The following is a 23645-nucleotide window of genomic DNA, read 5'->3' on the forward strand; positions in this document are numbered from 1 at the left end:
GCTACTATCAAACCCGCGTGCTCCTTACGTCAGATGACTTGAACAGAATTGCCGCGGCGATGGCACAGGGGCAGCAATCGGCGGAAGCCGAACGCGCCGCGGTGCGCCGCGCGGTGGCGATATTCGAAGAACGCAGCACGGCCGCTATCGGAATACGCGACAAGCCGAGGATGGAATTCGGCAGGGCGCGCATCAAGGGGCAGATGGATTGCATCGACGAATCCACCAACACCGATCACTTCCTGAAATTCCTGCAGACCAAAGGCTGGCTCAAGCATCACCGCGTGGCGCGCAGGACATCGCGAGGATTTTTCATCGACGGACGATATCCCCATTGGACGGCAGTCCTTAGGGATGATCACGGTGTGCTGTGGGCCGTCGATTCCTGGTTTGAGCCCGGCGGCGGTTTGCCCGACGTGATGAGGCTTTCGGAGTGGAAGCGGAGAGGTGTCGGCGGCGAGCGCTGAGCGGAGCTCAAAAAACAACACCCGCCGCGGGAGGAGGAGCGGCGGGTGTCGTTAGGTAAAGGCTGACCGGGAGGAGGAGTGTCAGCCTTTGATCGCTCAAGCCTCGGGAGGAGGAGAGGCTCTTGCGATATTCCCAGGAGCTAACGGCACTCGCTGTGGGAGGAGGTACAGCGAGTGCCTTTAAGTAAGGTCGGCTTGGGAGGAGAAAGCCAACCTTCAATCGCTTGAGCTTGGGAGGAGGATAAGCTCTTGCGACATTCGCTAAGACGCTTCACGCGTCCTTTGGTTCCTCAAAAGCGCGGCCCGTTTCAACGAGGTCTGACGGGCACACTGCTTTTTTTGTTCTGGAGCATGATCTTATCCGAAAAGTCTGCACTTTTTGCTGACGCTGACCTTCGGTTCGGGATCGTTGCTTAGCGAGCGCCGGACTGGCGAGCGACGTAAGGGATGTCGGCGCGGGAAATGCCGAGGTCGCTCAGCTCGCGGTTCGAAAGGCGGTTCAACTCGCCGACAGTTTCACGGTAACGGCGCCAGTTGTTGTAAGAGCGGATCAGGTTCATCTCAGTCAACCTCTATTCGGTGTATTGTTTCGGTGATCGCTATCTCGATCGTTGACCCTGATATAATCCAGGCTTTCCCGGCGTTGCAGGCCCAAGTTTGCATAGCTGATCTGCAAATGCTGCAATGCGTCATTAATCGATTTTATTTGCTGCGCCGCACAAATCCGCCATGGTTCCCAATGCGCTGATTCTTGGGCGTTTTTGATCCGGCAGAGTTGGGGTAGGCTGATACCATCCGTACCGCAGAGAATCAGGAGCGCAGCGTGGCATTTCCCATCCCGGTCCGGGCCTATATCGCCCGCTGGCAAAAGAAGGGCCTTATCGACGACGAGACAGCGGAAGCGCTTCTCTCCGATCTCAAGAGCCAGGGCAGCGGATTCGGTCTCGGCAATACGCTGGCCGTTCTGGGGGCGGTGCTTCTCGGCGTTGCCATCGTCACGCTCATTGCCGCCAATTGGGAGGCGATGCCACGCCTCTTACGCGTCGCGCTGATCTTCGTGGTGATCTGGGCCGGCTATCTCGGCGGCGCATGGCGGCAGAGCCTGGGCGACAAGGCGTTTTCGCAGGCGCTCTATATCATCGCGGCGATCGCTTTCGGCGCAGGGATAGCTCTGATCGGGCAGATGTACCATCTCTCCGGCGATGCGGCGTCCGCAGCGCTTGTCTGGACGGCTGGCGTTATGGTTGCTGCCGCCTTGCTGCGCTCCGGTGCATTGGCGGCCGCAAGCATGGCGATCGCCATTTTCTACCTTTTTTCCTTTTTGAACGACGGCTTCTCCCCTGACGGCAGGCAATATCTCTGGATCGCGCCGCTGCTGGCGGTGATAGGGGCGGGGCTTGCCTGGTATACGAGAAGCCGCGCGGCGGCGCATCTCGCGGCGCTGTTCCTGATCGCCTATTTCCTCGTCGCCTATTTCGATATCGACCGGCCGGTGGTGCTTTGGCTGGCTGCGTTTGTCGGTCTTGCCCTTTTCCTGGCCGATGGCCTTCGCCCCGATCTGTCGGGCCGCATCGGCAGCTTCGGGCCAACCCTTGCAGCCTACGGGCTGGCGGCGGGCCTGTTGGCGCTCTCCGTGATACAGTTCGAGGATATCATGCGGGAGACGGGCGGGCGGGTGACGTTCGGCATTGTCATTCTCGGGCTTTCGATCGGCGCGCTGGCGCTTTCGGGGCGCGGAAACCCGTCGGTGCGCTGGATCGCCTATGTCGCGTTCTCGCTGGAAGTGCTCTATCTCGCCTTCGTCACCATCGGCACGTTGATTGGAACGTCAGGCTTTTTCCTCACCGCGGGCATTCTGGTGCTGCTTTTGGCAGCCTTCGTGGCGCGCATGGAACGGCGTCTTCATGAAAAGAATCCGAAGGCGGGAGCAAGCGCATGAAAGATAAGGCTATCTGGCTTTTCGCCATGGCAACGCTGGTCGCGCTGTTCCAATCAAGCATTCTCTATGCCAGCATTGAAAGGCGCGCTTCAGTGCTGCGCGACGGCAGGGACGTGGTGTTGCTGACCCGGCCGGTGGATCCGCGCGATCTTATGCGCGGCGATTACGTCACGCTTGGCTATGCCATTTCTTCCATCAAACGTTCCGATATCACCGGCACCCCTGACGACAAGACGGGAAATGCCGATATCTATGTGACGGTGAAAGCTGGGTCGGATGGCAATTGGCAATTTTCGCGTGCTTCGTTCCAGCCGATAGAAGATGTCGCCGCGGAGGAGGTCATGCTCAAGGGCCGGACGCGGTATAGCGTTCCGACGCAATCCGATGCGCTTGTCAGCGTTGATTACGGTATAGAGCGCTATTATGTTCCGGAAGGTAAAGGCGGTGCCATTGACGATGCGCAACGGCAGCAGAATGTTCAGGCGGTCGTCGCAGTTTCCGCTTCCGGAGAAGCGCAGATCAAGGCGCTGAAGGAGAACGGGAAACCGCTTTACGAAGAGCCGCTGTACTGAAACCGCGCGCATTTGACCAAAAACGGTAGGCGAGGGTTCATTCTCGCCGAAATCGTCGGCTTTTTTCCTTTGAACGGCGAAAATTGGGTGATATAGAGACGCGCGCTTTCAGGGCGGTTCAGGCCCAGAAGCGGATGTGGCGAAATTGGTAGACGCACCAGATTTAGGTTCTGGCGGGAGACCGTGGGGGTTCGAGTCCCTCCATCCGCACCAGCGAAAGGCCACGAAGGAACAGTTTCTCTCCCGCTGACCCAGGGCAGACAGGCCGGTGACGGCGGGGACAATACAACGAAGTGAAGGTTTGGACATGCAGGTTACCGAAACGCTCAATGAAGGGCTGAAGCGCGAGATCAAAGTCGTGGTTCCGGCCAAGGATCTCGAAGCGAAGCTTTCCGAGCGCCTCGAGAATGCCCGGTCGCGGGTGCGCATCAATGGCTTCCGTCCCGGCAAGGTGCCGACGGCCCATCTGCGCAAGGTCTACGGCAAGTCCTTCATGGCCGAAGTGGTCAACGAGATCCTGAGCGAAACGCCCCGTTCGGTTCTGTCGGACCGCAATGAGAAATCGGCGACGCAACCTGAAATCGTCATGACCGAGGACGAGAAAGAGGCCGAAAAAGTGCTCGAGGGCCAGGCCGATTTCGTCTTCTCGCTGAATTACGAAGTTCTGCCGAAGATCGAGGTCAAGGACGTATCGGATATCGCCGTGACCCGCGAGATCGTCGACGTTTCCGACGACGAGGTCGATGAACAGGTCAAGCGCGTTGCTTCGTCCACCCGCAGCTTCGAGCCAAAGAAGGGCAAGGCCGAGGATGGCGACCAGGTCACCATCGATTATCTCGGCAAGCTCGACGGCGTGCCTTTTGACGGCGGCGCGGACACGGATGCGCAGCTGGTGCTGGGTTCGGGCCAGTTCATCCCGGGCTTCGAGGAGCAGCTCATCGGCGTGAAGGCCGGCGACGAAAAGCAGATCACGGTGACCTTCCCTGAGAATTACGGTGCCGAGAAGCTGGCCGGCAAGGAAGCGACCTTCGACATCACCGTCAAGGAAGTGGCGAAGCCGGGCGAACTGGAACTCAATGACGAGACCGCCAAGAAGCTCGGAATCGAATCGATGGACCGCCTGCGTCAGGTGATCCGCGAGCAGATCGAGAGCCAGTACGGCTCCTTCACCCGGCAGAAGGTGAAGCGGCAGATACTCGACGCGCTGGACGGCCAGTATCAGTTCGAGGCGCCGCAGAAGCTGGTCGATGCGGAGTTCAACAACATCTGGGCGCAGATCAACAACGATCTGCAGGAAGCCGGCCGTACCTTCGAGGACGAAGAGACGACCGAGGAAGCCGCCCGCGAGGAATACCGCAAGCTCGCCGAGCGTCGCGTGCGCCTTGGCCTTGTGCTCTCCGAGATCGGCGAAAAGGCCGGTGTTGAGGTGACCGAGGACGAACTGCAGCGTGCCCTATACGACCAGGTTCGCCGCTATCCCGGCCAGGAGCAGCAGATCTACGAATTCTTCCGCCGCACGCCGGATGCAGTCGCCAATCTGCGCGCGCCGATCTTCGAGGAGAAGGTTGTCGATCATCTGCTCGGATCGATCAAGGTTGCCGATAAGAAGGTCAGCAAGGAAGAGCTGATGGCCGAGGACGAGGCGGGCGAGACGGCGGCAAAGCCCGCCAAGAAGGCCGCGCCGAAGAAAAAGGCTGACGAAGATAAGTCCGAAGAGGCTTGATCGGCTCACATAAGTTAATTGAAAAGGCCGTGCCTCCCGCGCGGCCTTTTTGCTATTCGTCATCCTCGGGACAAGCCCGAGGATGACGCGGCAGGGCGTAAGATGAGCCCCACGACCGTTTCCGCTCTTGCCTCGCTTCGTGCTTTGCACTAGCGAATAAGGACTTGGACTCCATAAAGTGACGAGCAGCATGACCATCATCGATACCCGCACGCCTGAACCCAAACGTCTCATTTCCGGCGCGACCGGCGAATGGGAGGTGATTGTCGGCATGGAGGTCCATGCCCAGGTGACGTCGAACTCGAAGCTGTTCTCCGGCGCCTCGACATCATTCGGCGCGGAGCCCAATTCCAACGTGTCGCTCGTTGACGCGGCGATGCCCGGCATGCTGCCTGTCATCAACATGGAGTGCGTCAAGCAGGCGGTCCGCACGGGAATCGGCCTCAAGGCGCAGATCAATCTGAAATCGGTCTTTGATCGGAAGAACTATTTCTATCCCGATCTGCCGCAGGGCTATCAGATATCGCAGTTCAAGCAGCCGATCGTCGGCGAGGGCGTCGTCACGGTTTCCGTCGGGCCGGATTCGAAGGGGCAGTTCGAGGATATCGAAGTGGGCATTGAACGGCTGCATCTGGAGCAGGATGCCGGCAAGTCGATGCATGACCAGCATCCCACCATGTCCTATGTCGATCTGAACCGTTCCGGCGTGGCGCTGATGGAGATCGTCTCGAAGCCGGATATCCGTTCATCGGAGGAGGCGAGGGCGTATCTGACCAAGCTGCGCACCATCGTGCGCTATCTCGGCACCTGCGACGGCAATATGGACGAAGGCTCGATGCGCGCCGACGTCAACGTCTCGGTGCGCCGTCCGGGCGAACCCTTCGGTACGCGCTGCGAGATCAAGAACGTCAATTCCATCCGCTTCGTCGGTCAGGCGATCGAATACGAGGCGCGCCGGCAGATCGCCATTCTGGAGGACGGTGGCACGATCGAGCAGGAAACCCGCCTGTTCGATCCGGTAAAGGGCGAGACGCGATCGATGCGCTCCAAGGAAGAAGCGCATGACTACCGCTATTTCCCCGATCCGGACCTGCTTCCGCTCGAATTCGACCAGGCTTTCGTCGATGCGCTCGCCGCGGAACTGCCGGAACTGCCTGACGACAAGAAGGAGCGGCTGATCAAGGCGCAGGGGCTCTCGGCCTATGACGCCTCCATCCTCGTGACCGAGAAGGCGATCGCCGATTATTATGAAGCGGTCGCCAAGGGGCGCGACGGAAAGGCTGCGGCCAATTGGGTCATCAACGATCTTCTCGGCGCGCTCAACAAGGCCGGCAAGGATATCGAGGAATCGCCCGTATCGCCGGATCAGCTCGGTGCGATCATCGACTTGATTAGGGAAGGCACCATTTCCGGCAAGATCGCCAAGGATCTGTTCGAAATCGTCTGGAACGAGGGCGGTGATCCGAAGAAGCTCGTGGAAGAGCGCGGCATGAAGCAGGTGACCGACACCGGTGCTATCGAGAAGGCCGTGGACGAGGTGATTGCCGCCAACCCTGACAAGGTGGAGCAGGCCAAGGCCAAGCCGACGCTCGCCGGCTGGTTCGTCGGGCAGGTGATGAAGGCAACCGGCGGCAAGGCCAATCCGCAGGCGGTAAACGAGCTAGTGAAGGCGAAGCTGGGTATCGAAGCATGATCCCAAAAAGTTGAAGACTTTTTGGATAAGATCATGTGGCAAACAAAGAGTCTCACAAGATGTGGCTGAGGACTGCTACCAAGGACGATATTCCCGCCGTTCGGGAGCTTCTGGTTGAGACCTGGCATGCGACCTTCGATGATGTTCTAGGTGTCGAGACGGTGAATGCCATTACCAATAAATGGCATTCTGTCGATGCCTTGAAGAAGCAACTGGCCAAGCCCTATTCGGAGTTCGTTCTCGCCGATGACGGGTCAGATCTCCATGGAATGGCTTTTGCGAGCCAGAACGACCAGACGCTCGCCAATCTGCACCAGCTCTATGTACGGCCGGAGAAACAGGCGCAGGGTGTGGGCACGCTGCTGCTCGTGGAAATCGAAAGCGCGTTCCCGAATGTCCGCCGGTTGCGGCTCGACGTGATCGAGAAGAATGGCAAGGCGGTGCGATTCTACGAATCCAAGGGATATGCCCGCACGGCCCGCAACGAAAACTGGGGCGAGCCCGATTCGGGTATCGCGGTGCTGACGCTGGAAAAGGCGCTCGCCGACTGGTCGCTGTAGTATGTCGGTGTCAGCGTCAACTTGACCCTTGCCTTGGCCGGACGATACGGCCATAAGCAGGTATCTATTCATCGATCTTCCGGGAATTCGCATGATTTCTCGGGAGATACGGCCGGGACCTAGGAATGCCATGAAGAGTTTACTGCTTCAGATTTTCACCTGGTGGAACAGCCAGACGCTCGGGACGCGCTTTCATACATGGCGCAAGGGCCAGCGTGTGGGCGAGGACGAATTCGGCAATGTCTATTATCAGGGCGGGACCGACTCCGAAGGCCGTACGCGCCGCTGGGTGATCTACAACGGCTATGCCGAAGCATCGGCCATTCCGGCGGGCTGGCACGGCTGGATGCACCACCGGGTCGATACGCCGCCGAGTGATGAGAATTATAAGCCGCGCGAGTGGCAGAAGCCGTTCCAGCCCAACCTGACCGGAACTCCTTATGCCTATCGGCCCAAGGGCTCGATCGCCAATCTGGGCGAGCGTCCGAAGGTGACCGGTGATTACGATGCCTGGTCGCCCGGCAGCTGATTTCGGCGGAGTGGCAAGATTTTGTTGGCCGGCTGCCTTGATCAACCACATTCGTCGGTTATGAATGTGGTCTGGTTCAATGAAGTGTTGCGACCGGCTTCCCAGGGCCGGCCAATCGAGATGATACGGAAGCCGATTTGACGATGATCAGCCAAGCGACGCGAAGCTTCGACCGCCGGTTTCTCGCCCGTCCCGTCGCTGCCTTGTGCATTCTGGTTTCCCTTGCTGTTCCAGCCGCCGCCGAACGCATATCGAACCCGATCGCCGAATTTTCCGGCCTCGACAAGATCACCGGACGGATAACCACCTTCGACGTCTATATCAATGAGACGGTTCAGTTCGGCGCTTTGCAGGTGACGCCGCGGGTCTGCTATTCGCGCACCGACGACGAGGCGCCGAAGACCGACAGCTTCATCGAAGTCGATGAGATCACCCTGAACAGGAAAATACAGCGAATCTTCTCGGGTTGGGTATTCGCCGACAGTCCCGGTCTCAACGCCATCGAGCACCCGGTCTATGACGTCTGGCTGAAAGACTGCAAGCAGTCATCGAATGTGCCTGCGCCAGATGACACGAACTGAACGTTAGATCAGTCAAAACCGCGCCAGACCGATAAGCGCTTCCTCCAGCATCCGCTCATAGCGCTTTCGTGGCACTTCGATCGCGCCGAATCGCTCGAGATGCGGCGTGGTGAACTGTGTGTCGAGCAGAATGAAGTTGCGCTCGATCAGATGCTCGATCAAATGGATCAGGCAAACTTTCGACGCGTCAGGTTCCCTGGAAAACATGCTTTCCCCGAAAAAGGCCCGGCCGAGCGTGACGCCATAGAGGCCTCCGACCAGCCGGCCCTCACGCCAGGCTTCGACGGTATGGCAGTGCCCGTGCTGGAAGAGGGTCGCATAGACCTCGCGGATCGGCTCGTTGATCCAGGTGCGGGCGCGCTTGCCCGTGCCGGTTGCACAGCCCTCGATGACGCCTTCGAAATCCGTGTCATACCTGATCTCGAAACGGTGCTGCCGAATGACCTTCTTCAGACTGCGTGGAACGTGGTAACGGTCGAGCGGAATGACGCCACGCTTCTGCGGCCTGACCCAGAAGACCTCCGGGTCATCGGCATCCTCCGCCATGGGGAAGACGCCTGAAGCATAGGCGCGCAAAAGAAGATCAGGCGAAATATGATGATCATCCGCCTGGCTTCCTTGCGTCACCCTGCTCAGTCTCCCAAATTGTCCGCGGACTTGCTGGCGAGATATTTCTCCAGCCAGTGGATGTCGTAATCGCCATTGGCGATATCAGGATTGCTGATCAGATCCTGGAAGAGCGGCAGTGTCGTCTTGATTCCGTCCACCACGAACTCATCCAGCGCGCGGCGCAGCCGCATCATGCATTCGACGCGGTTGCGGCCATGCACGATCAGCTTGCCGATCAGGCTGTCGTAATAGGGCGGGATCTTGTAGCCGCTATAGACGCCTGAATCGACGCGGATACCGAGACCGCCCGGCGTATGGAAATGGGTGATGGTGCCGGGCGAGGGGGTGAAGGTGCGCGGGTCCTCGGCGTTGATGCGGCACTCGATGGCATGGCCGGAGAAACGGATATCGTCCTGCGTCACGGACAGGCCGGCGCCGGAGGCAACGCGGATCTGCTCATGCACGAGATCGATGCCGGTGATCGCCTCGGTCACGGGATGCTCGACCTGCAGGCGCGTGTTCATTTCGATGAAATAGAACTCGCCATTCTCGTAGAGGAACTCGATCGTGCCGGCGCCACGATATTTGAGCTTCTTCATGGCATCGGCGCAGATCTGGCCGATTTTCATGCGCTGCTCGACATTAAGGGCAGGGGAATTCGCTTCTTCCCAGACCTTCTGGTGGCGGCGCTGCAGCGAACAGTCACGCTCGCCCAGATGAACTGCATTGCCTTCGCCATCGCCGAACACCTGGATTTCGATATGGCGCGGCTTGGCGAGATATTTTTCCATGTAGACGGCTTCGTTGCCGAAGGCCGCAGCAGCCTCCGTGCGCGCCGTCGTCCAGGCTTCGATCAGATCTTCCTCTGATTTGGCGACCTTCATGCCGCGTCCGCCGCCGCCGGCCGTCGCCTTGATCAGCACCGGGTATCCGATCGAGGCTGCCGTCTTCAGCGCCTCCGCTTCGGTTTTCACTTCGCCGTCAGAGCCGGGAACGACCGGGATGCCGAGTTCCTGCGCGGTGGTCTTGGCGGTGATCTTGTCGCCCATCAGGCGGATATGCTCCGCCGTCGGGCCGATGAAGGTGATGCCGTGCGCTTCCAGAATGTCAGCGAACTTGGCGTTCTCCGACAGGAACCCATAGCCCGGATGGACGGCGTCCGCGCCGGTGATCTCGCAGGCGGCGACGATCTGGTGGATGTTCAGATAGCTGTCGCGAGAGGGCGGGGGGCCGATGCAAACGCTTTCATCGGCAAGGCGCACATGCATCGCGTCGGCATCGGCGGTGGAATGCACGGCCACCGTCTTGATGCCCAGCTCCTTGCAAGCCCTGAGCACTCGCAGTGCGATTTCGCCGCGATTGGCGATGAGGATTTTTTGAAACATCGTGCGTCCTATCCACCCTTATTCGATGACAACCAGCGGCTCGCCATATTCGACGGGCTGGGCGTCTTCGATAAGGATGGCCGTCACGGTGCCCGCGCGGGGCGCCGGGATCTGGTTCATCGTCTTCATCGCCTCGATGATCATCAGCGTCTGGCCTTCCTTGACCTTCTGGCCGACTTCGATGAAGGCCCGGGCGCCTGGCGCGGGGGCCAGATAGGCCGTGCCGACCATGGGCGAGGGGACGGCATTCTTCGAGACATCGGCGGGCTTGGCTGCCTCTGCAGCGGCCGAAACCGGAGCTGCCGCAGGCGCCGGAGCGGCGGCGGCCATCGGCGCTTGCGGAACCGTTGCATGGACGGTGACCTGCCGCGAAACGCGAATGCGCAGATCGCCCTGCTCGATTTCGATGTCGGTCAGGTCTGTCTGGTTCAGTATCTCCGCAAGATCACGGATGATCTCCTTGTCGATACCTGCGTTTCTGTTTGCCATCTTGCTGGCCCCTTTACCGCTTTGCCCGTTACTGTTTGTCATGCCCGGTGAATGCCGCAAGCGCGCGCAGCCCCATCACATATCCGTCCGCGCCGAAGCCGCAGAGAACGCCCTTTGCGACAGGCGAGACGAACGAATGGTGACGGAAGGCTTCCCGTGCATGAATGTTTGAAAGATGAACCTCGACGACCGTGACCTTGGCGGCGCGGATCGCATCCTGAAGCGCCACCGACGTATGCGTATAGGCGGCGGGATTGATCAGGACCAGAGCGCCGCGTTCTCCGGCCTCCTGTATCCAGGTGACGAGATCGCCCTCATGGTTCGACTGCCGGAACTCTATGGCGAAGCCAAGCGTCTCCGCTTCGCGGCGGCAGGCGGCCTCGATATCGGCAAGCGTCGAAGCCCCATAGATCCCAGGCTCACGCTTTCCGAGCATGTTGAGATTGGGGCCGTTGAGGACAAAAATCGTCTGTGTCATTCGTGGTTACTGTACGCCTGATCTGTCCTTGAAGGATTTCCAGCATTCCGGGATGTCGAGTGAGGATGCGCATTCCATATAGAGGGGATGCAGGCAAGGTAAAAGCCTGAAAATGGCGGAGAAAGCGGGTTTCGGGCCGATTTCTCCACCGAATTTTCAGTAGCCTCATCCATTGGCGTCGCGTTGGGCGGCGATTTTCTGGGCCAGGCCATCCAGCCCGATCGCGCCGGGAACGACTTCGTCGCCGACGATGTAGGACGGTGTTCCCGTGATGTTGAGCGAATTGGCGGCCTGGTAATTGTCCTGGAACGCCGTCGTTATCTCCGGCGCCTTCATCTTTTCGCGCAGCTGCGTCTCGTCAGCACCGAGCTTCACCGCCACGTCGACGGCCGATTGTTCCGTGGCGCGGCCCTGCTGGCCGAGAAGCGCGCGATGGAACTCGAGATATTTGTCCGGCATCAGCGACTTGAAGGCTTGCGCGACGACATGGGCGCGGACCGAATCCGGACCGAGGATCGGGAATTCCTTCATGACGAAGCGGATGTTGGGATCGCTCTTCAGGAGCGCATCCATGTCGGACAGGGCATGCTTGCAGTAGCCGCAATTGTAATCGAAGAACTCGACGATGGTGATATCGCCGTTCGGATTGCCGAACACCGCATCTCCCGGCGATTTAAACAGCTTGTCGGCATTGGCGGCAATCGCCTCGCGCTGGCCGACCCGGGCGGCCGCGGCCTGCTTGGTCTCGAGCGCATTCTGCACATCGAGCATGATTTCCGGATTGCTGATCAGGTAATCCTTGACGATCGCCTCGATTGCGGAGCGGTCGGGGGCAGCGCCGGCCGTCTGCACCGGGGCGACGGAGGTCTCCGAGGAGGTGCGGGTGGTTCCCGCTTGGTAGCCCAGGAAAAGGGCGGCAAGTCCGACTGCACAGCTGGCGATGGTTATGGTGATAGCGTTTTTCATCGTCTTTCCGTTCAGGGCCGATTTCGTGGGAAATACCGCCTGTTGATTGATTGAGTGGGCGTGGTCCGATGCTTTAGTGGTCCGATTCCGGAATTCATATCATTCGATATCAGTCTTGTGACGAATTTCAGAATCGAAAGGACACTAGGAACTCACGAACGTGGCTTTTTGCTGTTGATGATATCCTGGGCGCGAACCCATTCCGGCGAGCCGCGCTTGAGCTTCTGTTGCGCCCTTGTGGCGAAGATTCTGGCCTCCTGTATGTTACCAGAATAATAGTGCATGTCAGCCGTAGCGAGTTCGGCCTCTCCGATGTCGCCCATCTGGCCATAAGCCTGGGCGAGATAGCCGTAACCGGCCGGGAACTCGGGATCGCGAACGATGCCGGCCTTGAGCTCGCGGATGGCGGCGGGCATATTGTCCCTGGAGCCGGTCAGCATAAGCGCGCGGCCGTAGCTCATCCGGATCAGGCTGGATTTGTTCGGATCGAGCGCGGCGGCGCGCTGAAAAGCCTTGGCTGCTCCGGCAGGATCGTTGGCTTTCAGCAGGATTTCGCCGCGGATCTCCTGAAAGTACGGATTCTTCGGCTGTTCCTTGATGAGCGCATCCATCTTGGCCAGGGCGGATTTGGGGGAACCGTTGAGATAGGTGGAGATCGCATCGCCATAACGCGCCGCGGTGCCACGTGGGTTGTTGCGGAAGATGCGCATGGCGCCCCCGGAAGCGCCTGTATAGGCAGCAATCTTCGCCCGCATCATGTCATGACGCAGTTGCAGCGATTCCGGATCCTTCTTGTCGAAATAGGGGCTCTTGTGCGCAAGCGTTTCCAGGTTGGCGATACGCTCGCGCGGCATGGGATGGCTGATGCGATAGGGATCGACACGGGTTCCGGTGAGCGAGAGCGCATTGGCGAAGCGCTCGAATGTCGTCAGCATGCCCTTGGCCGACTGGCCGGTCCGCTCCAGATAGGTGACGGCTGAGCGGTCGGCCGTGATTTCTTCCGTGCGCTGATAGCTCAGAAGGTTGCGCATCGCCATTTCGGCACCGCCGAGCGCGAGGCCGCCGCCGGCGCCGGCAACGGAGCTGTTTCCGGATGCCGCACCCGCCGCCGTGGCGCCCATGCCCAACAGCATGCCGATGACGGCCATGGTCTGGGCGCGCCGCAGCTGTTCGCGCAGGCGCTGCTGGTGCGCGCCGGCCAGATGACCCGATTCATGCGCGATGACGCCGATGACCTCGTTGGGTGTCTCCGCCTGCAGCAGCGTGCCGGTGTTGATGAAGATGCGCCTGCCGTCGACGAAGGCGTTGAAACTGTTGTTGTTGACAAGGACGATGCGGATACCGCGACTGCCGAGCCCCGCAGCCTTGAAGATCGGCGTCGCATAATCGGAAACGAGCGCCTCGATCTCGGCATCACGGACGATCGGCACTGATCGGGACTGTGCGGAAGCCTGCACGACCGGCGACAACCCAATGGTCACGGCGGTCACGGCGGCGACGAGCTTTCGCGGCAGTCGATGAGCGAGACGTGGAAAAATAGCTGCAAGGCCCATAGCGCTGATTACCAGTTCAGATCACAGAGTCGGATGGATCAACTTATAGCGTGAAATATTGTGAAGCCCAAAATAATCAGGCAATTGTGCCGCGCAGATTGTCGGGCGAGGATTCGCCCGTTTCGGGAGGTAGGTTTTTGACTGTTTTCTCAGGTCGCAGCGCCGTCGAGCCGTTCCATGCAATGGATGTTCTGGCGGAAGCCAACCGCAGGCGCGCAGCCGGCCATCCCGTGATCTCGATGGCGGTGGGCCAGCCGGCCGACCCGGCGCCTCTGGCAGTGCGCGGGGCGGCCGAGCGCGCGCTGCGCGACGGGCGGATCAGCTATACGGACGCACTCGGGCTTAAAGCCTTGCGCGAGGCGATCGCCGCCCACTATCACGATCACTATGATGTGAGCGTCGATCCCGCGCGCATTGCCGTCACGACGGGATCTTCGGCGGCCTTCAACCTGGCGTTCCTCGTATATTTCGATCCGGGAGACCGGGTGGCGATCACCCGTCCGGGCTATCCCGCCTACCGCAACATCCTGCGCGCGCTTGGCTTGGAGGTCGTGGAAATCGCCACCGGGGGCGGCGCCGAGGCTTCGCTGACGGCGGATGCGTTGCGCGCCGCGCATGCGGAAAAACCGTTGAAGGGGGTGCTCTTCGCCAGTCCTGCCAATCCGACGGGAGCAGTCATCGCGCCCGCTGCGCTGCGTGATATCATCGAAACCGCACAGGAACTCGGCATCCGGGTGATTTCCGACGAGATCTATCACCGGCTTTCCTATGAGCATGAGGATGTCACGGCGCTTTCATTCGCCGCCGACGTCACCGTCATCAATTCCTTCTCGAAATATTATTGCATGACGGGTTGGCGCATTGGCTGGATGGTGCTGCCGAAAGAAGCGGTGCGGCCGATCGAGCGTGTCGCGCAAAGCCTCTATATCTCAGCGCCCGAGCTCTCCCAGATCGCGGCGGTTGAGGCCTTCGGGGCGACGGCGGAACTGGAGGCGGTCAAATCGCGCTATCGCCGCAGCAGGGAAATATTGATGCGGCGCCTGCCCGAGATCGGCCTGGCGCTAGCCGCGCCGATGGACGGCGCCTTCTACGCCTATTGCGATATCTCACGCTTCACCAATGACAGCATGGATTTCGCCCATCGCATGATAGCGGAGACGAATGTCGCGGCGACGCCCGGCCATGATTTCGATCCGATCGAAGGTCATCGCACGATGCGGTTTTCCTATGCCGGCAAGGTCGAGGACATCGAAGAGGCCGTGGAACGACTGGCCGACTGGTTGTCCTGAGCGTAAAAACCAAACAAAAACCGGCGTTTCCGCCGGTTTTTGCATTTCCTATTTACGCAATCATTTTCAGAAGAAACCCTTCTTCTGCCACCAGCCGGCGCGCTTCCGCTTGGGCTGGCTGTCCTGGTCAGACGAGCTTGACGTGACGACGGGCTTGCTCGCTTCCGGCGGCACGGCGACCGATTTTTCCGAAGCCGGGGTCTCCTCCGCCTTCTCTTCGGCGGCGGGTGGCGTTTCCGCCTTCACTTCTACTTCGGCCGTCTCAGCTGCGGGGGCAACCTTCTTCCGGCTCTTGCGGGCGGGCTTGGCCGGCTTTTCCTGTGGGGCGGCTTCTTCGGCAGGCGGGGCATCGAGATCCTGGACGGCTTCGGCAACCGCTTCTTCCACCAGCTTCGCCTTGGCCGTGCGGCGGCGCGCCGGCTTCTTCGCGGGCTTGGCTTCGACGCTTGCGGCAGCCTCGGCGTCTTCCGGGACGGGAGCAGCGGCCTCGGCCGGTATTTCCTCCGGCGTCGTGCTCAATTCCGCAACGGGAGCAGCTTCGCCTCCATCTGCATCACCGGCTACTTCTTCGCCGGAAGCGGCTTCGACGTTGCCGTTTGCCTCATCCTCGTTGCGGCGGTTCTTGCGTCCGCCCCGGCGGCCGCGGCGGCGCTTCTTCCGGCGCTCCTCCTCACTGGTCTCGGCCTCTGCCGATGCTTCGGCAAACTCGCCGTCTTCCTCGGAGGCGTCTCCGGTTTCGGCGACGAGATCATCCGACGAAACCTCGGCGGCGACTGCGGCTTCCTGGCCGTCACGGTCGCGTCCGCCACGGCGACGCCGGCGACGGCGGCGCTTGCGGCCGCCTTCATCGGAACGCTCCTCCCTGGCGGCGGAGACGCCGTCCGTCTCTGCCTCATCATCCTCTGAGGGGAATTCCACCTCGTCCGGTTCCTCCTCGATGATGAAATCGAGAGAGGGCGGCGAGACGGGGGCAGGGGTAACCGGCCCGAGCGCCGGTGTTCCCTTGTCGATGGCGAGATGCTGCGAGCCGATGCTGTCATCAGCTTCGATATCGATCGTCAGGCCGAAGCGGGCTTCGAGATCGGCGAGATTCTTGCGCTTGTGGTTGAGCACATAGAGCGCGGTCGTGACAGGCGTCCGCACGATGATATTGTGCTGCGAGTGGCGCAGCAGATATTCCTCGATGGAGCGCATGACGTGCAGCGCCACGGAGGAAGCCGAGCGGATATAGCCAGTTCCACCGCAATGCGAGCAGACCTGCATCGTGCTTTCGAGAACCGATGCCCGGATGCGTTGACGCGACATTTCGAGCAGGCCGAAATGCGAGATGCGCCCGACCTGGATGCGTGCGCGGTCGTCCTTCAGGCAATCCTTCATCCGCTTTTCGACGGCGCGGTTGTTGCGCTTCTCCTCCATGTCGATGAAGTCGATGACGATCAGCCCGGCGAGATCGCGCAGACGCAATTGCCGTGCTACTTCCTCCGCCGCTTCGAGATTGGTCTGGAGCGCGGTGTCCTCGATGGAGTGCTCGCGGGTGGAACGGCCGGAATTGACGTCGATGGCGACCAGCGCTTCCGTCTGGTTGATGATGATGTAGCCGCCGGATTTCAGCGTCACCTGCGGCTGCAGCATACGGTCGAGCTGCGCCTCGATGCCGTTGCGGGCGAAGATCGGCACCTGATCGCGATAGGGTTGCACCGCCTTGGCATGGCTCGGCATGAGCATGCGCATGAAATCCTTGGCCTCGCGATAGCCCTCTTCGCCGGCAACGAGGATCTCGCCGATGTCCTTGTTGTAGAGATCGCGAATGGAGCGCTTGATCAGGCTGCCCTCCTCATAGACGAGGGCGGGGGCCGTCGATTGCAGCGTCAGCGTGCGGACATTCTCCCAAAGCCGCATGAGATATTCATAGTCGCGCTTGACCTCGGCCTTGGTGCGGTTGGCGCCGGCGGTACGCAGGATCACGCCCATGCCCTTCGGCACTTCGAGCTCCTTGACGATCTCCTTCAGGCGCTTGCGGTCGGCCGGATTGGTGATCTTGCGGGAGATGCCGCCACCGCGAGCCGTATTGGGCATCAACACCGAGTAGCGGCCTGCGAGCGAGAGATAGGTCGTCAGCGCAGCGCCTTTGTTGCCGCGCTCTTCCTTGACCACCTGAACCAGCAATATCTGGCGACGCTTGATGACTTCCTGGATCTTGTACTGGCGGCGCTGGAAGCGCTGATGCGTCGGCACTTCCTCCAGCGCATCCTCCGCGCCGACCGATTCGACGATATCGGCTTCGTCCTGCGCGCCGTCATTATCGTCATCGGCATCCTTCCGGCGCCTTTTCGAGGACGGGCGTCTTTTCGCACCTTCATCGGCAGCATCCGCCTCTTCCTCGGCGGAATCGGCCGTCTGCGCGATATCCTCGGAAATGACGTCGCCTTCAATCGCGGCGGCCATAGCCGGGCCTTCGGAACCGCCATTCTGCTCGTCGTCGTCGGCCTGTTCGTCCGCGACGGTTTCCTCTTCACCACTTTCGGCCTTTACACTTTCGTCTTCGGGCCGAGCACGCTTGCCACGACGCGGCTTTTCGCTGCGCTCGCCGCGGCCGTTGGTTTCGTCATCCTCGTCCTCTTCGCTGGCAGCCTGCGCCTCGGCTTCGAGGAGGGCGATGCGATCGGCAACGGGTATCTGGTAATAGTCGGGATGGATTTCGCTGAAAGCGAGAAATCCGTGGCGATTGCCGCCATACTCGACGAAGGCAGCCTGCAGCGAGGGTTCGACACGCGTTACGCGCGCGAGATAGATGTTTCCCTTCAGCTGCTTCTTGTGTTCCGATTCGAAGTCGAATTCTTCAATTCGGTTGCCCCGAACCACGACGACCCGGGTCTCCTCCTGGTGGGAGGCATCGATAAGCATTTTGTTTGACATTATTGTTTTTCCCTCCGGCGTCAGGGCGCATGACGAACGGTCGGGGGGACGCTTCCATAGCGTTCGACCGCGTAACTCTGCGCTTGCCGGATAATCTTGGGTTCGCTGGGACAGCTAGGTCAGCCTTCACGCGCAACTGCCTGCTGGCGATCGCGATATTCAGGCTGGTTCTGGTCAATTCTGCATGACCCATATCTGTTCCAAACGAAACGACCTCATACATGGTCCGGAAAAGCCGGACCGACCTTTGTGCTCGCATGGAGCAGATGAAGGCGTCTGATCGGCGCTCTTCATCCTTTTACTGAGCGGAAATGAAGTGATTCACCTTCCGCCAAATTCTGTGCTGGCTACCGGACGGTTTTCAGACCGTCCTTGCCGCTCCTTCGCAAAACCTCTGCAACCAGTCCCGATCCTTCGGGCGTTGCCGGAATTGATTCCGACGGCAAATTTGTAACCCGACTTTGCTTTTATGGCCTGACTTGTGCAATGACAAGACACAATGTTGCAGAGGCGGGAACGGAGAGCCGAGCTCAATCGGTCGCGAAACGCTTCGTTAACCCTGGGTCGTTACTTCTCGTTTACGATTGCGTAGGATGTAGGCGTTCCGGGTAGCAAAAACCATATCGGCATTTTCCATGACATTGGAGAAAATGAACATCTCTAGCCGCATCGGGCATTTGCTGGCCTGCTTTTCCCTCTTTCTGCTTGCCCTGGCGACCGTCGCACAGGCAGGCGACGCGCTTTCCGCCCTCACATTTCGCATGGCGGGCGATGAATTGCGCACGCGCGTCGTCGTCATGTTCGACCGTGAGCCGGAACTGTCGACGCTTCTCCTGCAGCATCCGAACCGGCTGGTGATCGATCTGCCGAGGGCGAGCTTCGGCTTCGACAAGAAATCGCTGGAGCCGCGCGGGCTCGTCACCGATGTGCGCTATGGCCTGATGGGCCAGGACCGGTCGCGGATGATCCTGACGCTGCGCGGGCCTTTCAAGGTCGAGGGGCTGCGCGTCCTGAAAAACGAGAATGCACCGGGCTATCGCCTGGTGGCCGACATGGTGGCGACATCGGATCGTGAATTTGCCGAGGCGATCAAGGCGCAGAACGCCAGCACGGGCTCGACGAAGCTGGAGCCGAAGGGCGACCGCATCGGCAAGAATGAGGATCCCGTTCCGCCGCACATCTTTACCGTGATGATCGATCCCGGCCATGGCGGCATCGATGCAGGAGCCGAGAGCTCCAGCGGCGTCAGGGAGAAGGATGTGACGCTGGCCTTCGCGCAGGCGTTGCGCGACGCTCTTGCCGGGAATGCGAACATGCGGGTGATGATGACCCGCGACGACGACACGTTCCTGCGGCTCAACGAACGGGTACGCATCGCGCGGCAGCATGAAGCCGATCTCTTCATCTCCGTCCATGCCGACAAGATCAATCTGCGCAATATCCGCGGCGCGACCGTCTACACCATTTCCGACAAGGCCTCGGATAACATGGCCCGCGCCATGGCGGAGCGCGAGAACAAGTCGGACGCTATTGCCGGGATTGCGCATGAGGAGCCGCCGGAGGTTACCGACATCCTCATGGATCTGACGCGCCGGGAAACCCACGCCTTCTCGCTCAATTTCGCCAGCAAGGTGGTCCAGGCGCTGGAAGGCGAGACGAATCTCATCAACAATCCGCATCGCTACGCCGGATTCCAGGTCCTGCGGGCGCCCGATGTGCCGTCTGTGCTGGTGGAGATCGGCTATCTCTCGAATGCCGAGGATGAAAAGCTGATGACCGATCCTGCCTGGCGGGCGCGTGTCGCAGACCGGCTGGCGGAGGCGATCAAGCGATTTTCCACCTTAAAGACTGGTCGTACTTTCACCAAAGGGTGAGGTTACTCTGCAACACAGTTACCTATTTAGCATGGCGAATCCCTTGTTATCGTGCTTAAATCCTGAATTATGGCGAAATGACCTTGCCTTTGTCGCATTTGCTGGTCAGTAGCCTTCATGATGCGGGGGAGGCGATATGCGCGGCGGCATATGGCGTTGTTTCGTGGAAGACGCTCCTGTTTACATGCTGCAACGGTTATCGTTTCGGCGCGCGATTTGACACACGGGTAATCTGAAGGCAGGAATCCGAATACATATGGTAAGACTCATCGGATATTTCTTCGGAATCGGCGCAGTGCTGTTTCTCCTGGTCGCAGGCGGAATAGCTCTCTATGTCGGCAATCTCAGCAAGGAACTGCCGAATTATGAGGTGCTTGCGCAATATGAACCGCCGGTGACGACCCGTATTCACGCTTCCAACGGCAGCCTGATGGCCGAATTTGCCAGGGAGCGGCGCCTCTATGTGCCGATTCAGGTCATTCCGGATCGCGTCAAAGCAGCCTTCATTTCCGCTGAAGACAAGAATTTCTACGAGCATCCCGGCGTTGACGTCAGCGGGCTTGCCCGTGCGGTGGTCACCAATCTGAGGAATATGGGCACGGGCAAGCGCCCGGTCGGCGCCTCGACGATCACCCAGCAGGTGGCGAAGAACTTCCTGCTTTCATCGAAGCAGACCTACGACCGCAAGATCAAGGAAGCCATTCTGGCGCTGCGGATCGAGCAGGCCTATTCGAAAGACCGCATCCTTGAACTCTACCTCAACGAGATATTCTTCGGTCTCGGCGCCTATGGCGTGGCCGGTGCGGCGCTTACCTATTTCGACAAATCGGTGACCGAACTCAGCGTCGCCCAAGCGGCTTATCTCGCCGCCCTGCCGAAAGGGCCGTCGAACTATCATCCCTTCCGCCAGACCGAGCGCGCCATCGAGCGCCGCAACTGGGTTATCGACCGCATGGTGGAGAACGGTTATGTGACCGAGGAGGAAGGGACCGCGGCAAAGGCGGAGCCGCTCGGCGTCACGCCGCGCGCCAATGGTAATTATCTCTTCGCTTCGGAATATTTCACCGAGGAAGTGCGTCGCCAGATCATCGCCAAATACGGCACGGACGCGCTCTATGAGGGTGGCCTGTCAGTGCGCACGACGCTCGATCCCAAGCTCCAGGTGATGGCGCGCAGTGCGCTGCAGAAGGGCCTTATCAAATACGACCAGGCCAAGGGATATCGTGGTCCGGTGAAGCATATCGAACCCGGCAGCGACTGGGGCGTGCCGCTGGGCGAGATCGAAGCCTTTTCCGATGTGCCGGAATGGCAGCTCGCGGTTGTGCTCGACGTAAGCAAGGAAGGCGCGGATATCGGCCTGCAGCCGCCGCGTGAGATTTCCGGTGCGCGCAGCAAGGAGCGCAAGAAAGGCTTCATCGCCGCCGCCGACATGAAATGGGCCATGCGGCTTCTCGACAAAGATGACAATCGGACCACCGCCAAATCGCCCGAGGGCGTGCTGAATGTCGGCGACGTCGTTTATGTCGAGAAGAAGGAGGGAAGCGACAGCGCCTATGTTCTGCGCCAACCGCCGAAGGTCGAAGGTGCGATGGTGGCCATGGATCCGCATACGGGCCGTGTTCTGTCGATGGTCGGCGGCTTCTCCTATGCGGAATCGGAGTTCAATCGCGCCACGCAGGCCTATCGCCAGCCCGGTTCGTCCTTCAAGCCGTTCGTCTATGCGGCCGCGCTCGACAATGGCTATACACCCGCATCGGTGGTGCTGGACGGCCCGATAGAGGTGGACCAGGGAGGCTCGCTCGGCATATGGGCGCCGAAGAACTATTCCGGCAAGTTCGCCGGTCCGTCGACCCTGCGCTACGGCATCGAGCAGTCGCGCAACCTGATGACCGTGCGCCTTGCCAAGGACATGGGCATGAAGCTCGTGGCCGAATATGCGGAGCGGTTCGGTATCTACGACAAGATGCTGCCGGTTCTCGCCATGTCGCTCGGCTCGGGCGAGACGACGGTGCTGCGCATGGTCACGGCCTATTCGATCATCGCCAATGGCGGCCGCAGCATCGTGCCCTCGATGATCGACCGTATCCAGGACCGTTACGGCAAGACCATCTTCAAGCACGATCAGCGCAAATGCGACGGTTGCACCGCCACCGCCTGGGTCAACCAACCGGAGCCGGAGCTCATCGACGACCGCGATCAGGTTCTCGATCCGATGACCGCCTATCAGATCACCTCGATGATGGAGGGAGTGGTCCAGCGCGGCACGGCGCAGATCTTGAAAAGCCTCGACCGGCCGCTCGCCGGCAAGACCGGCACCACCAATGACGAAAAGGACGCGTGGTTCGTCGGCTTTACGCCGGATCTGGTGGTCGGTGTCTTCATGGGATTCGATACGCCGACGCCGCTCGGCCATGGCTTTACGGGCGGCGGGCTTGCCGCGCCGGTGTTCAAGGATTTCATGGATCAGGCGCTGGTCGGCAAGCCGAAGACCGATTTCCGCGTGCCGGAGGGCATGAAGCTGATCGCCATCAACCGCCGCAGCGGCATGCGCGCCGAACCGGGCGGGCCTGATGTCATCATGGAGGCGTTCAAGCCCGGGACCGGTCCCGCCGATTCCTATTCGGTCATCGGTATGGACAGTTTCCGCGAGGGTGCTCCGATAAGGCCGCAATCGCCGCAGGCGACGCGCGCCATCACCTCGGGTTCCGGCGGACTTTATTAGCAGGTTTCGCCTTTACACGCGGCGGGGCTGTCACTATGTTCCGCCGCACTTAAAATCCGCAAATATGACTTGAAGGAACGGATAGCGAATGCGAGCCGAAATCGAGACGCTTGTCGACGAAATCAAGCAGGGCGTAGGCCTGCTGAGGAGGCATCTTTGACTGGGATCAGTCACTGAAAAGGTTGGACTATCTCAACCAGCAAGCCGAAGACCCCAATCTGTGGAATGACGCGCAGGAAGCTCAGAAGCTGATGCGTGAGCGCCAGCAGCTCGAGGACAGCATCGCGGAAATCCGCCGTCTCTCGCAGTCGCTCGATGACAGCGTCGAACTCATCGCCCTTGGCGAGGAGGAGGGCGACAAATCCATCATCGAGGATGCCGAGGAAACCATCCGCGAGCTGAAGCGCGACATCGACAAGCGACAGATTGATACCCTGCTTTCGGGCGAGGCCGATGCCAACGACACCTATCTCGAAGTGCATGCCGGCGCTGGCGGCACCGAGAGCCAGGACTGGGCGTCGATGCTCTTGCGCATGTATACGCGCTGGGCCGAGCGCAGCGGCATGAAGGTCGAAGTGCTCGAAGTGCATGACGGCGAAGAGGCGGGCATCAAATCCGCGACCATCCTGGTCAAGGGGCACAATGCCTATGGCATGCTGAAGACCGAATCGGGCGTACACAGGCTCGTGCGCATCTCGCCCTATGATTCGAATGCGCGGCGTCACACGTCGTTCGCCAGCATCTGGATCTATCCGGTCATCGATGAAAATATCGAGGTGGCCGTAACGGAATCGGATGTGCGCATCGATACCTACCGGGCTTCCGGCGCCGGCGGCCAGCACGTCAACACGACCGATTCGGCGGTGCGCATCACGCATATCGCGACGGGCATCGTCGTGCAGTGCCAGGCCGAGCGGTCGCAGCACAAGAACCGGGCAACGGCCTGGGCGATGCTGCGGGCGCGCCTCTATGAGGAAGAGCTGAAGAAGCGCGAGGAGGCCGCCGATGCCGTTGCCGCCTCCAAGACGGATATCGGCTGGGGACATCAGATCCGCTCTTATGTGCTGCAGCCCTATCAGTTGGTGAAGGATTTGCGCACGGGCATGGAAAGCACCAGCCCGCAGGACGTTCTCGATGGCGAGCTCGATCCGTTCATGGAGGCGGCGCTTGCGCACCGTGTTCATGGCGGGGATGTTCAGGTCGAAGACATCGCCTGATAAAGAAAAAGCCCGGTGGAAGCCGGGCTTTTTTATTCCGGTCTAGGCCCATTCACGGTTTGAGAGAAACGTTTGAATCCGAA

19 protein-coding genes, 1 tRNA gene and 1 pseudogene are annotated in these 23645 nt (G+C 60.2%); 13 read left to right on the forward strand and 8 right to left on the reverse strand.

The genetic code is table 11. From position 1 onward, the window contains the following. Positions 1-38: 38 nt before the first annotated feature. Entirely contained in the window at positions 39-467 is a 429-nt protein-coding gene (locus tag ATN84_RS09745; RefSeq protein ID WP_244491053.1) for a hypothetical protein, read from the forward strand. 413 nt (positions 468-880) lie between these two features. Here the strand turns inward: ATN84_RS09745 and ATN84_RS25980 are convergent, their stop codons facing one another. Continuing rightward, entirely contained in the window at positions 881-1027 is a 147-nt protein-coding gene (locus tag ATN84_RS25980; RefSeq protein ID WP_082766213.1) for a DUF1127 domain-containing protein, read from the reverse strand. A 263-nt stretch (positions 1028-1290) separates the two neighbouring features. Here ATN84_RS25980 and ATN84_RS09750 point away from each other — a divergent pair, with 263 nt between their 5' ends. The 8 genes from ATN84_RS09750 (at position 1291) to ATN84_RS09785 (ending at position 8064) form a co-directional block, all read left to right on the forward strand. Beyond that, entirely contained in the window at positions 1291-2406 is a 1116-nt protein-coding gene (locus tag ATN84_RS09750; protein ID WP_068881463.1) for a DUF2157 domain-containing protein, read from the forward strand. Next, entirely contained in the window at positions 2403-2978 is a 576-nt protein-coding gene (locus tag ATN84_RS09755) for a GDYXXLXY domain-containing protein (protein ID WP_068881464.1), read from the forward strand. Before ATN84_RS09750 ends, ATN84_RS09755 begins: the two co-directional genes overlap by 4 nt. Before the next feature lie 130 nt (positions 2979-3108). Then, positions 3109-3191: transfer RNA gene (locus tag ATN84_RS09760), tRNA-Leu, on the forward strand. A 94-nt stretch (positions 3192-3285) separates the two neighbouring features. Next, a complete protein-coding gene (gene tig / locus ATN84_RS09765) occupies positions 3286-4701 on the forward strand; it encodes a trigger factor (RefSeq protein ID WP_068881465.1) in 1416 nt (471 codons plus the stop codon). Between the two features lie 190 nt (positions 4702-4891). After that, positions 4892-6394, forward strand: a complete 1503-nt coding sequence (gatB, locus tag ATN84_RS09770) for an Asp-tRNA(Asn)/Glu-tRNA(Gln) amidotransferase subunit GatB (protein ID WP_068881466.1) — start codon at positions 4892-4894, stop codon at positions 6392-6394. Positions 6395-6453: 59 nt separating this feature from the next. Further along, entirely contained in the window at positions 6454-6954 is a 501-nt protein-coding gene (locus ATN84_RS09775) for a GNAT family N-acetyltransferase (protein WP_068881467.1), read from the forward strand. A gap of 130 nt (positions 6955-7084) precedes the next feature. Beyond that, the gene (locus ATN84_RS09780; protein ID WP_068881468.1) at positions 7085-7483 is read left to right on the forward strand and encodes an NADH:ubiquinone oxidoreductase subunit NDUFA12; all 399 of its coding nucleotides are present in this window, start codon (positions 7085-7087) and stop codon (positions 7481-7483) included. Between the two features lie 143 nt (positions 7484-7626). Beyond that, positions 7627-8064: a DUF2155 domain-containing protein gene (locus ATN84_RS09785; protein WP_068881962.1), complete on the forward strand. Its 438-nt coding sequence runs from the start codon at positions 7627-7629 to the stop codon at positions 8062-8064. A 12-nt stretch (positions 8065-8076) separates the two neighbouring features. Here the strand turns inward: ATN84_RS09785 and aat are convergent, their stop codons facing one another. The 6 genes and pseudogenes from aat to ATN84_RS09815 all read right to left on the reverse strand — a co-directional run bounded on the left by aat (position 8077) and on the right by ATN84_RS09815 (position 13544). Beyond that, positions 8077-8691, reverse strand: a complete 615-nt coding sequence (gene aat / locus ATN84_RS09790; RefSeq protein ID WP_082766214.1) for a leucyl/phenylalanyl-tRNA--protein transferase — start codon at positions 8689-8691, stop codon at positions 8077-8079. 5 nt (positions 8692-8696) lie between these two features. Continuing rightward, positions 8697-10058, reverse strand: coding sequence for an acetyl-CoA carboxylase biotin carboxylase subunit (gene accC / locus ATN84_RS09795; RefSeq protein WP_068881469.1), 1362 nt, complete (start codon positions 10056-10058; stop codon positions 8697-8699). Positions 10059-10076: 18 nt separating this feature from the next. Beyond that, positions 10077-10547, reverse strand: a complete 471-nt coding sequence (gene accB, locus ATN84_RS09800) for an acetyl-CoA carboxylase biotin carboxyl carrier protein (protein WP_068881470.1) — start codon at positions 10545-10547, stop codon at positions 10077-10079. Between the two features lie 6 nt (positions 10548-10553). After that, positions 10554-11025: pseudogene (gene aroQ / locus ATN84_RS09805) on the reverse strand (type II 3-dehydroquinate dehydratase); the annotation flags it as partial. A gap of 165 nt (positions 11026-11190) precedes the next feature. Further along, positions 11191-11991: a DsbA family protein gene (locus ATN84_RS09810; protein WP_068881472.1), complete on the reverse strand. Its 801-nt coding sequence runs from the start codon at positions 11989-11991 to the stop codon at positions 11191-11193. Positions 11992-12143: 152 nt separating this feature from the next. Continuing rightward, positions 12144-13544, reverse strand: coding sequence for a M48 family metalloprotease (locus tag ATN84_RS09815; RefSeq protein ID WP_068881473.1), 1401 nt, complete (start codon positions 13542-13544; stop codon positions 12144-12146). A gap of 137 nt (positions 13545-13681) precedes the next feature. On the opposite strand from ATN84_RS09815, the gene ATN84_RS09820 reads away from it, so the two are divergent. Beyond that, positions 13682-14833 (forward strand): pyridoxal phosphate-dependent aminotransferase, encoded by a 1152-nt coding sequence (locus ATN84_RS09820; protein ID WP_068881474.1) that lies wholly within the window; start codon positions 13682-13684, stop codon positions 14831-14833. A 66-nt stretch (positions 14834-14899) separates the two neighbouring features. On the opposite strand, the gene ATN84_RS09825 is transcribed toward ATN84_RS09820, so the two are convergent. After that, positions 14900-17749 carry an Rne/Rng family ribonuclease gene (locus ATN84_RS09825; RefSeq protein ID WP_068881475.1) on the reverse strand — a complete coding sequence of 950 codons (2850 nt, stop codon included), beginning with the start codon at positions 17747-17749 and terminating at the stop codon, positions 14900-14902. Between the two features lie 650 nt (positions 17750-18399). Here ATN84_RS09825 and ATN84_RS09830 point away from each other — a divergent pair. From ATN84_RS09830 to prfB, 3 genes are all read left to right on the forward strand, one after another. Beyond that, positions 18400-19623: an N-acetylmuramoyl-L-alanine amidase gene (locus tag ATN84_RS09830; protein WP_244491055.1), complete on the forward strand. Its 1224-nt coding sequence runs from the start codon at positions 18400-18402 to the stop codon at positions 19621-19623. Positions 19624-19879: 256 nt separating this feature from the next. Continuing rightward, positions 19880-22345: a penicillin-binding protein 1A gene (locus ATN84_RS09835; protein ID WP_068881477.1), complete on the forward strand. Its 2466-nt coding sequence runs from the start codon at positions 19880-19882 to the stop codon at positions 22343-22345. 88 nt (positions 22346-22433) lie between these two features. Beyond that, positions 22434-23562 (forward strand): peptide chain release factor 2 gene (gene prfB, locus ATN84_RS09840; RefSeq protein WP_153020184.1). Its coding sequence is split into 2 segments (ribosomal slippage): positions 22434-22502 and positions 22504-23562, totalling 1128 coding nucleotides; the frame shifts between segments, so codons are not numbered across the junction. Positions 23563-23645 lie beyond the last annotated feature (83 nt).

This window comes from Paramesorhizobium deserti (assembly GCF_001558695.1).
Classification (GTDB): domain Bacteria; phylum Pseudomonadota; class Alphaproteobacteria; order Rhizobiales; family Rhizobiaceae; genus Paramesorhizobium; species Paramesorhizobium deserti.

What these genes read in the sequence shown, in the direction of transcription:
- ATN84_RS25980 (WP_082766213.1), bottom strand. Translation starts at nt 1,027, where the DNA reads ATGAACCTGATCCGCTCTTACAACAACTGGCGCCGTTACCGTGAAACT.
- ATN84_RS09755 (WP_068881464.1), top strand. Translation starts at nt 2,403, where the DNA reads ATGAAAGATAAGGCTATCTGGCTTTTCGCCATGGCAACGCTGGTCGCG.
- tig (WP_068881465.1), top strand. Translation starts at nt 3,286, where the DNA reads ATGCAGGTTACCGAAACGCTCAATGAAGGGCTGAAGCGCGAGATCAAA.
- gatB (WP_068881466.1), top strand. Translation starts at nt 4,892, where the DNA reads ATGACCATCATCGATACCCGCACGCCTGAACCCAAACGTCTCATTTCC.
- ATN84_RS09775 (WP_068881467.1), top strand. Translation starts at nt 6,454, where the DNA reads ATGTGGCTGAGGACTGCTACCAAGGACGATATTCCCGCCGTTCGGGAG.
- ATN84_RS09780 (WP_068881468.1), top strand. Translation starts at nt 7,085, where the DNA reads ATGAAGAGTTTACTGCTTCAGATTTTCACCTGGTGGAACAGCCAGACG.
- ATN84_RS09785 (WP_068881962.1), top strand. Translation starts at nt 7,627, where the DNA reads ATGATCAGCCAAGCGACGCGAAGCTTCGACCGCCGGTTTCTCGCCCGT.
- accC (WP_068881469.1), bottom strand. Translation starts at nt 10,058, where the DNA reads ATGTTTCAAAAAATCCTCATCGCCAATCGCGGCGAAATCGCACTGCGA.
- accB (WP_068881470.1), bottom strand. Translation starts at nt 10,547, where the DNA reads ATGGCAAACAGAAACGCAGGTATCGACAAGGAGATCATCCGTGATCTT.
- ATN84_RS09810 (WP_068881472.1), bottom strand. Translation starts at nt 11,991, where the DNA reads ATGAAAAACGCTATCACCATAACCATCGCCAGCTGTGCAGTCGGACTT.
- ATN84_RS09815 (WP_068881473.1), bottom strand. Translation starts at nt 13,544, where the DNA reads ATGGGCCTTGCAGCTATTTTTCCACGTCTCGCTCATCGACTGCCGCGA.
- ATN84_RS09825 (WP_068881475.1), bottom strand. Translation starts at nt 17,749, where the DNA reads ATGTCAAACAAAATGCTTATCGATGCCTCCCACCAGGAGGAGACCCGG.
- ATN84_RS09830 (WP_244491055.1), top strand. Translation starts at nt 18,400, where the DNA reads ATGAACATCTCTAGCCGCATCGGGCATTTGCTGGCCTGCTTTTCCCTC.
- ATN84_RS09835 (WP_068881477.1), top strand. Translation starts at nt 19,880, where the DNA reads ATGGTAAGACTCATCGGATATTTCTTCGGAATCGGCGCAGTGCTGTTT.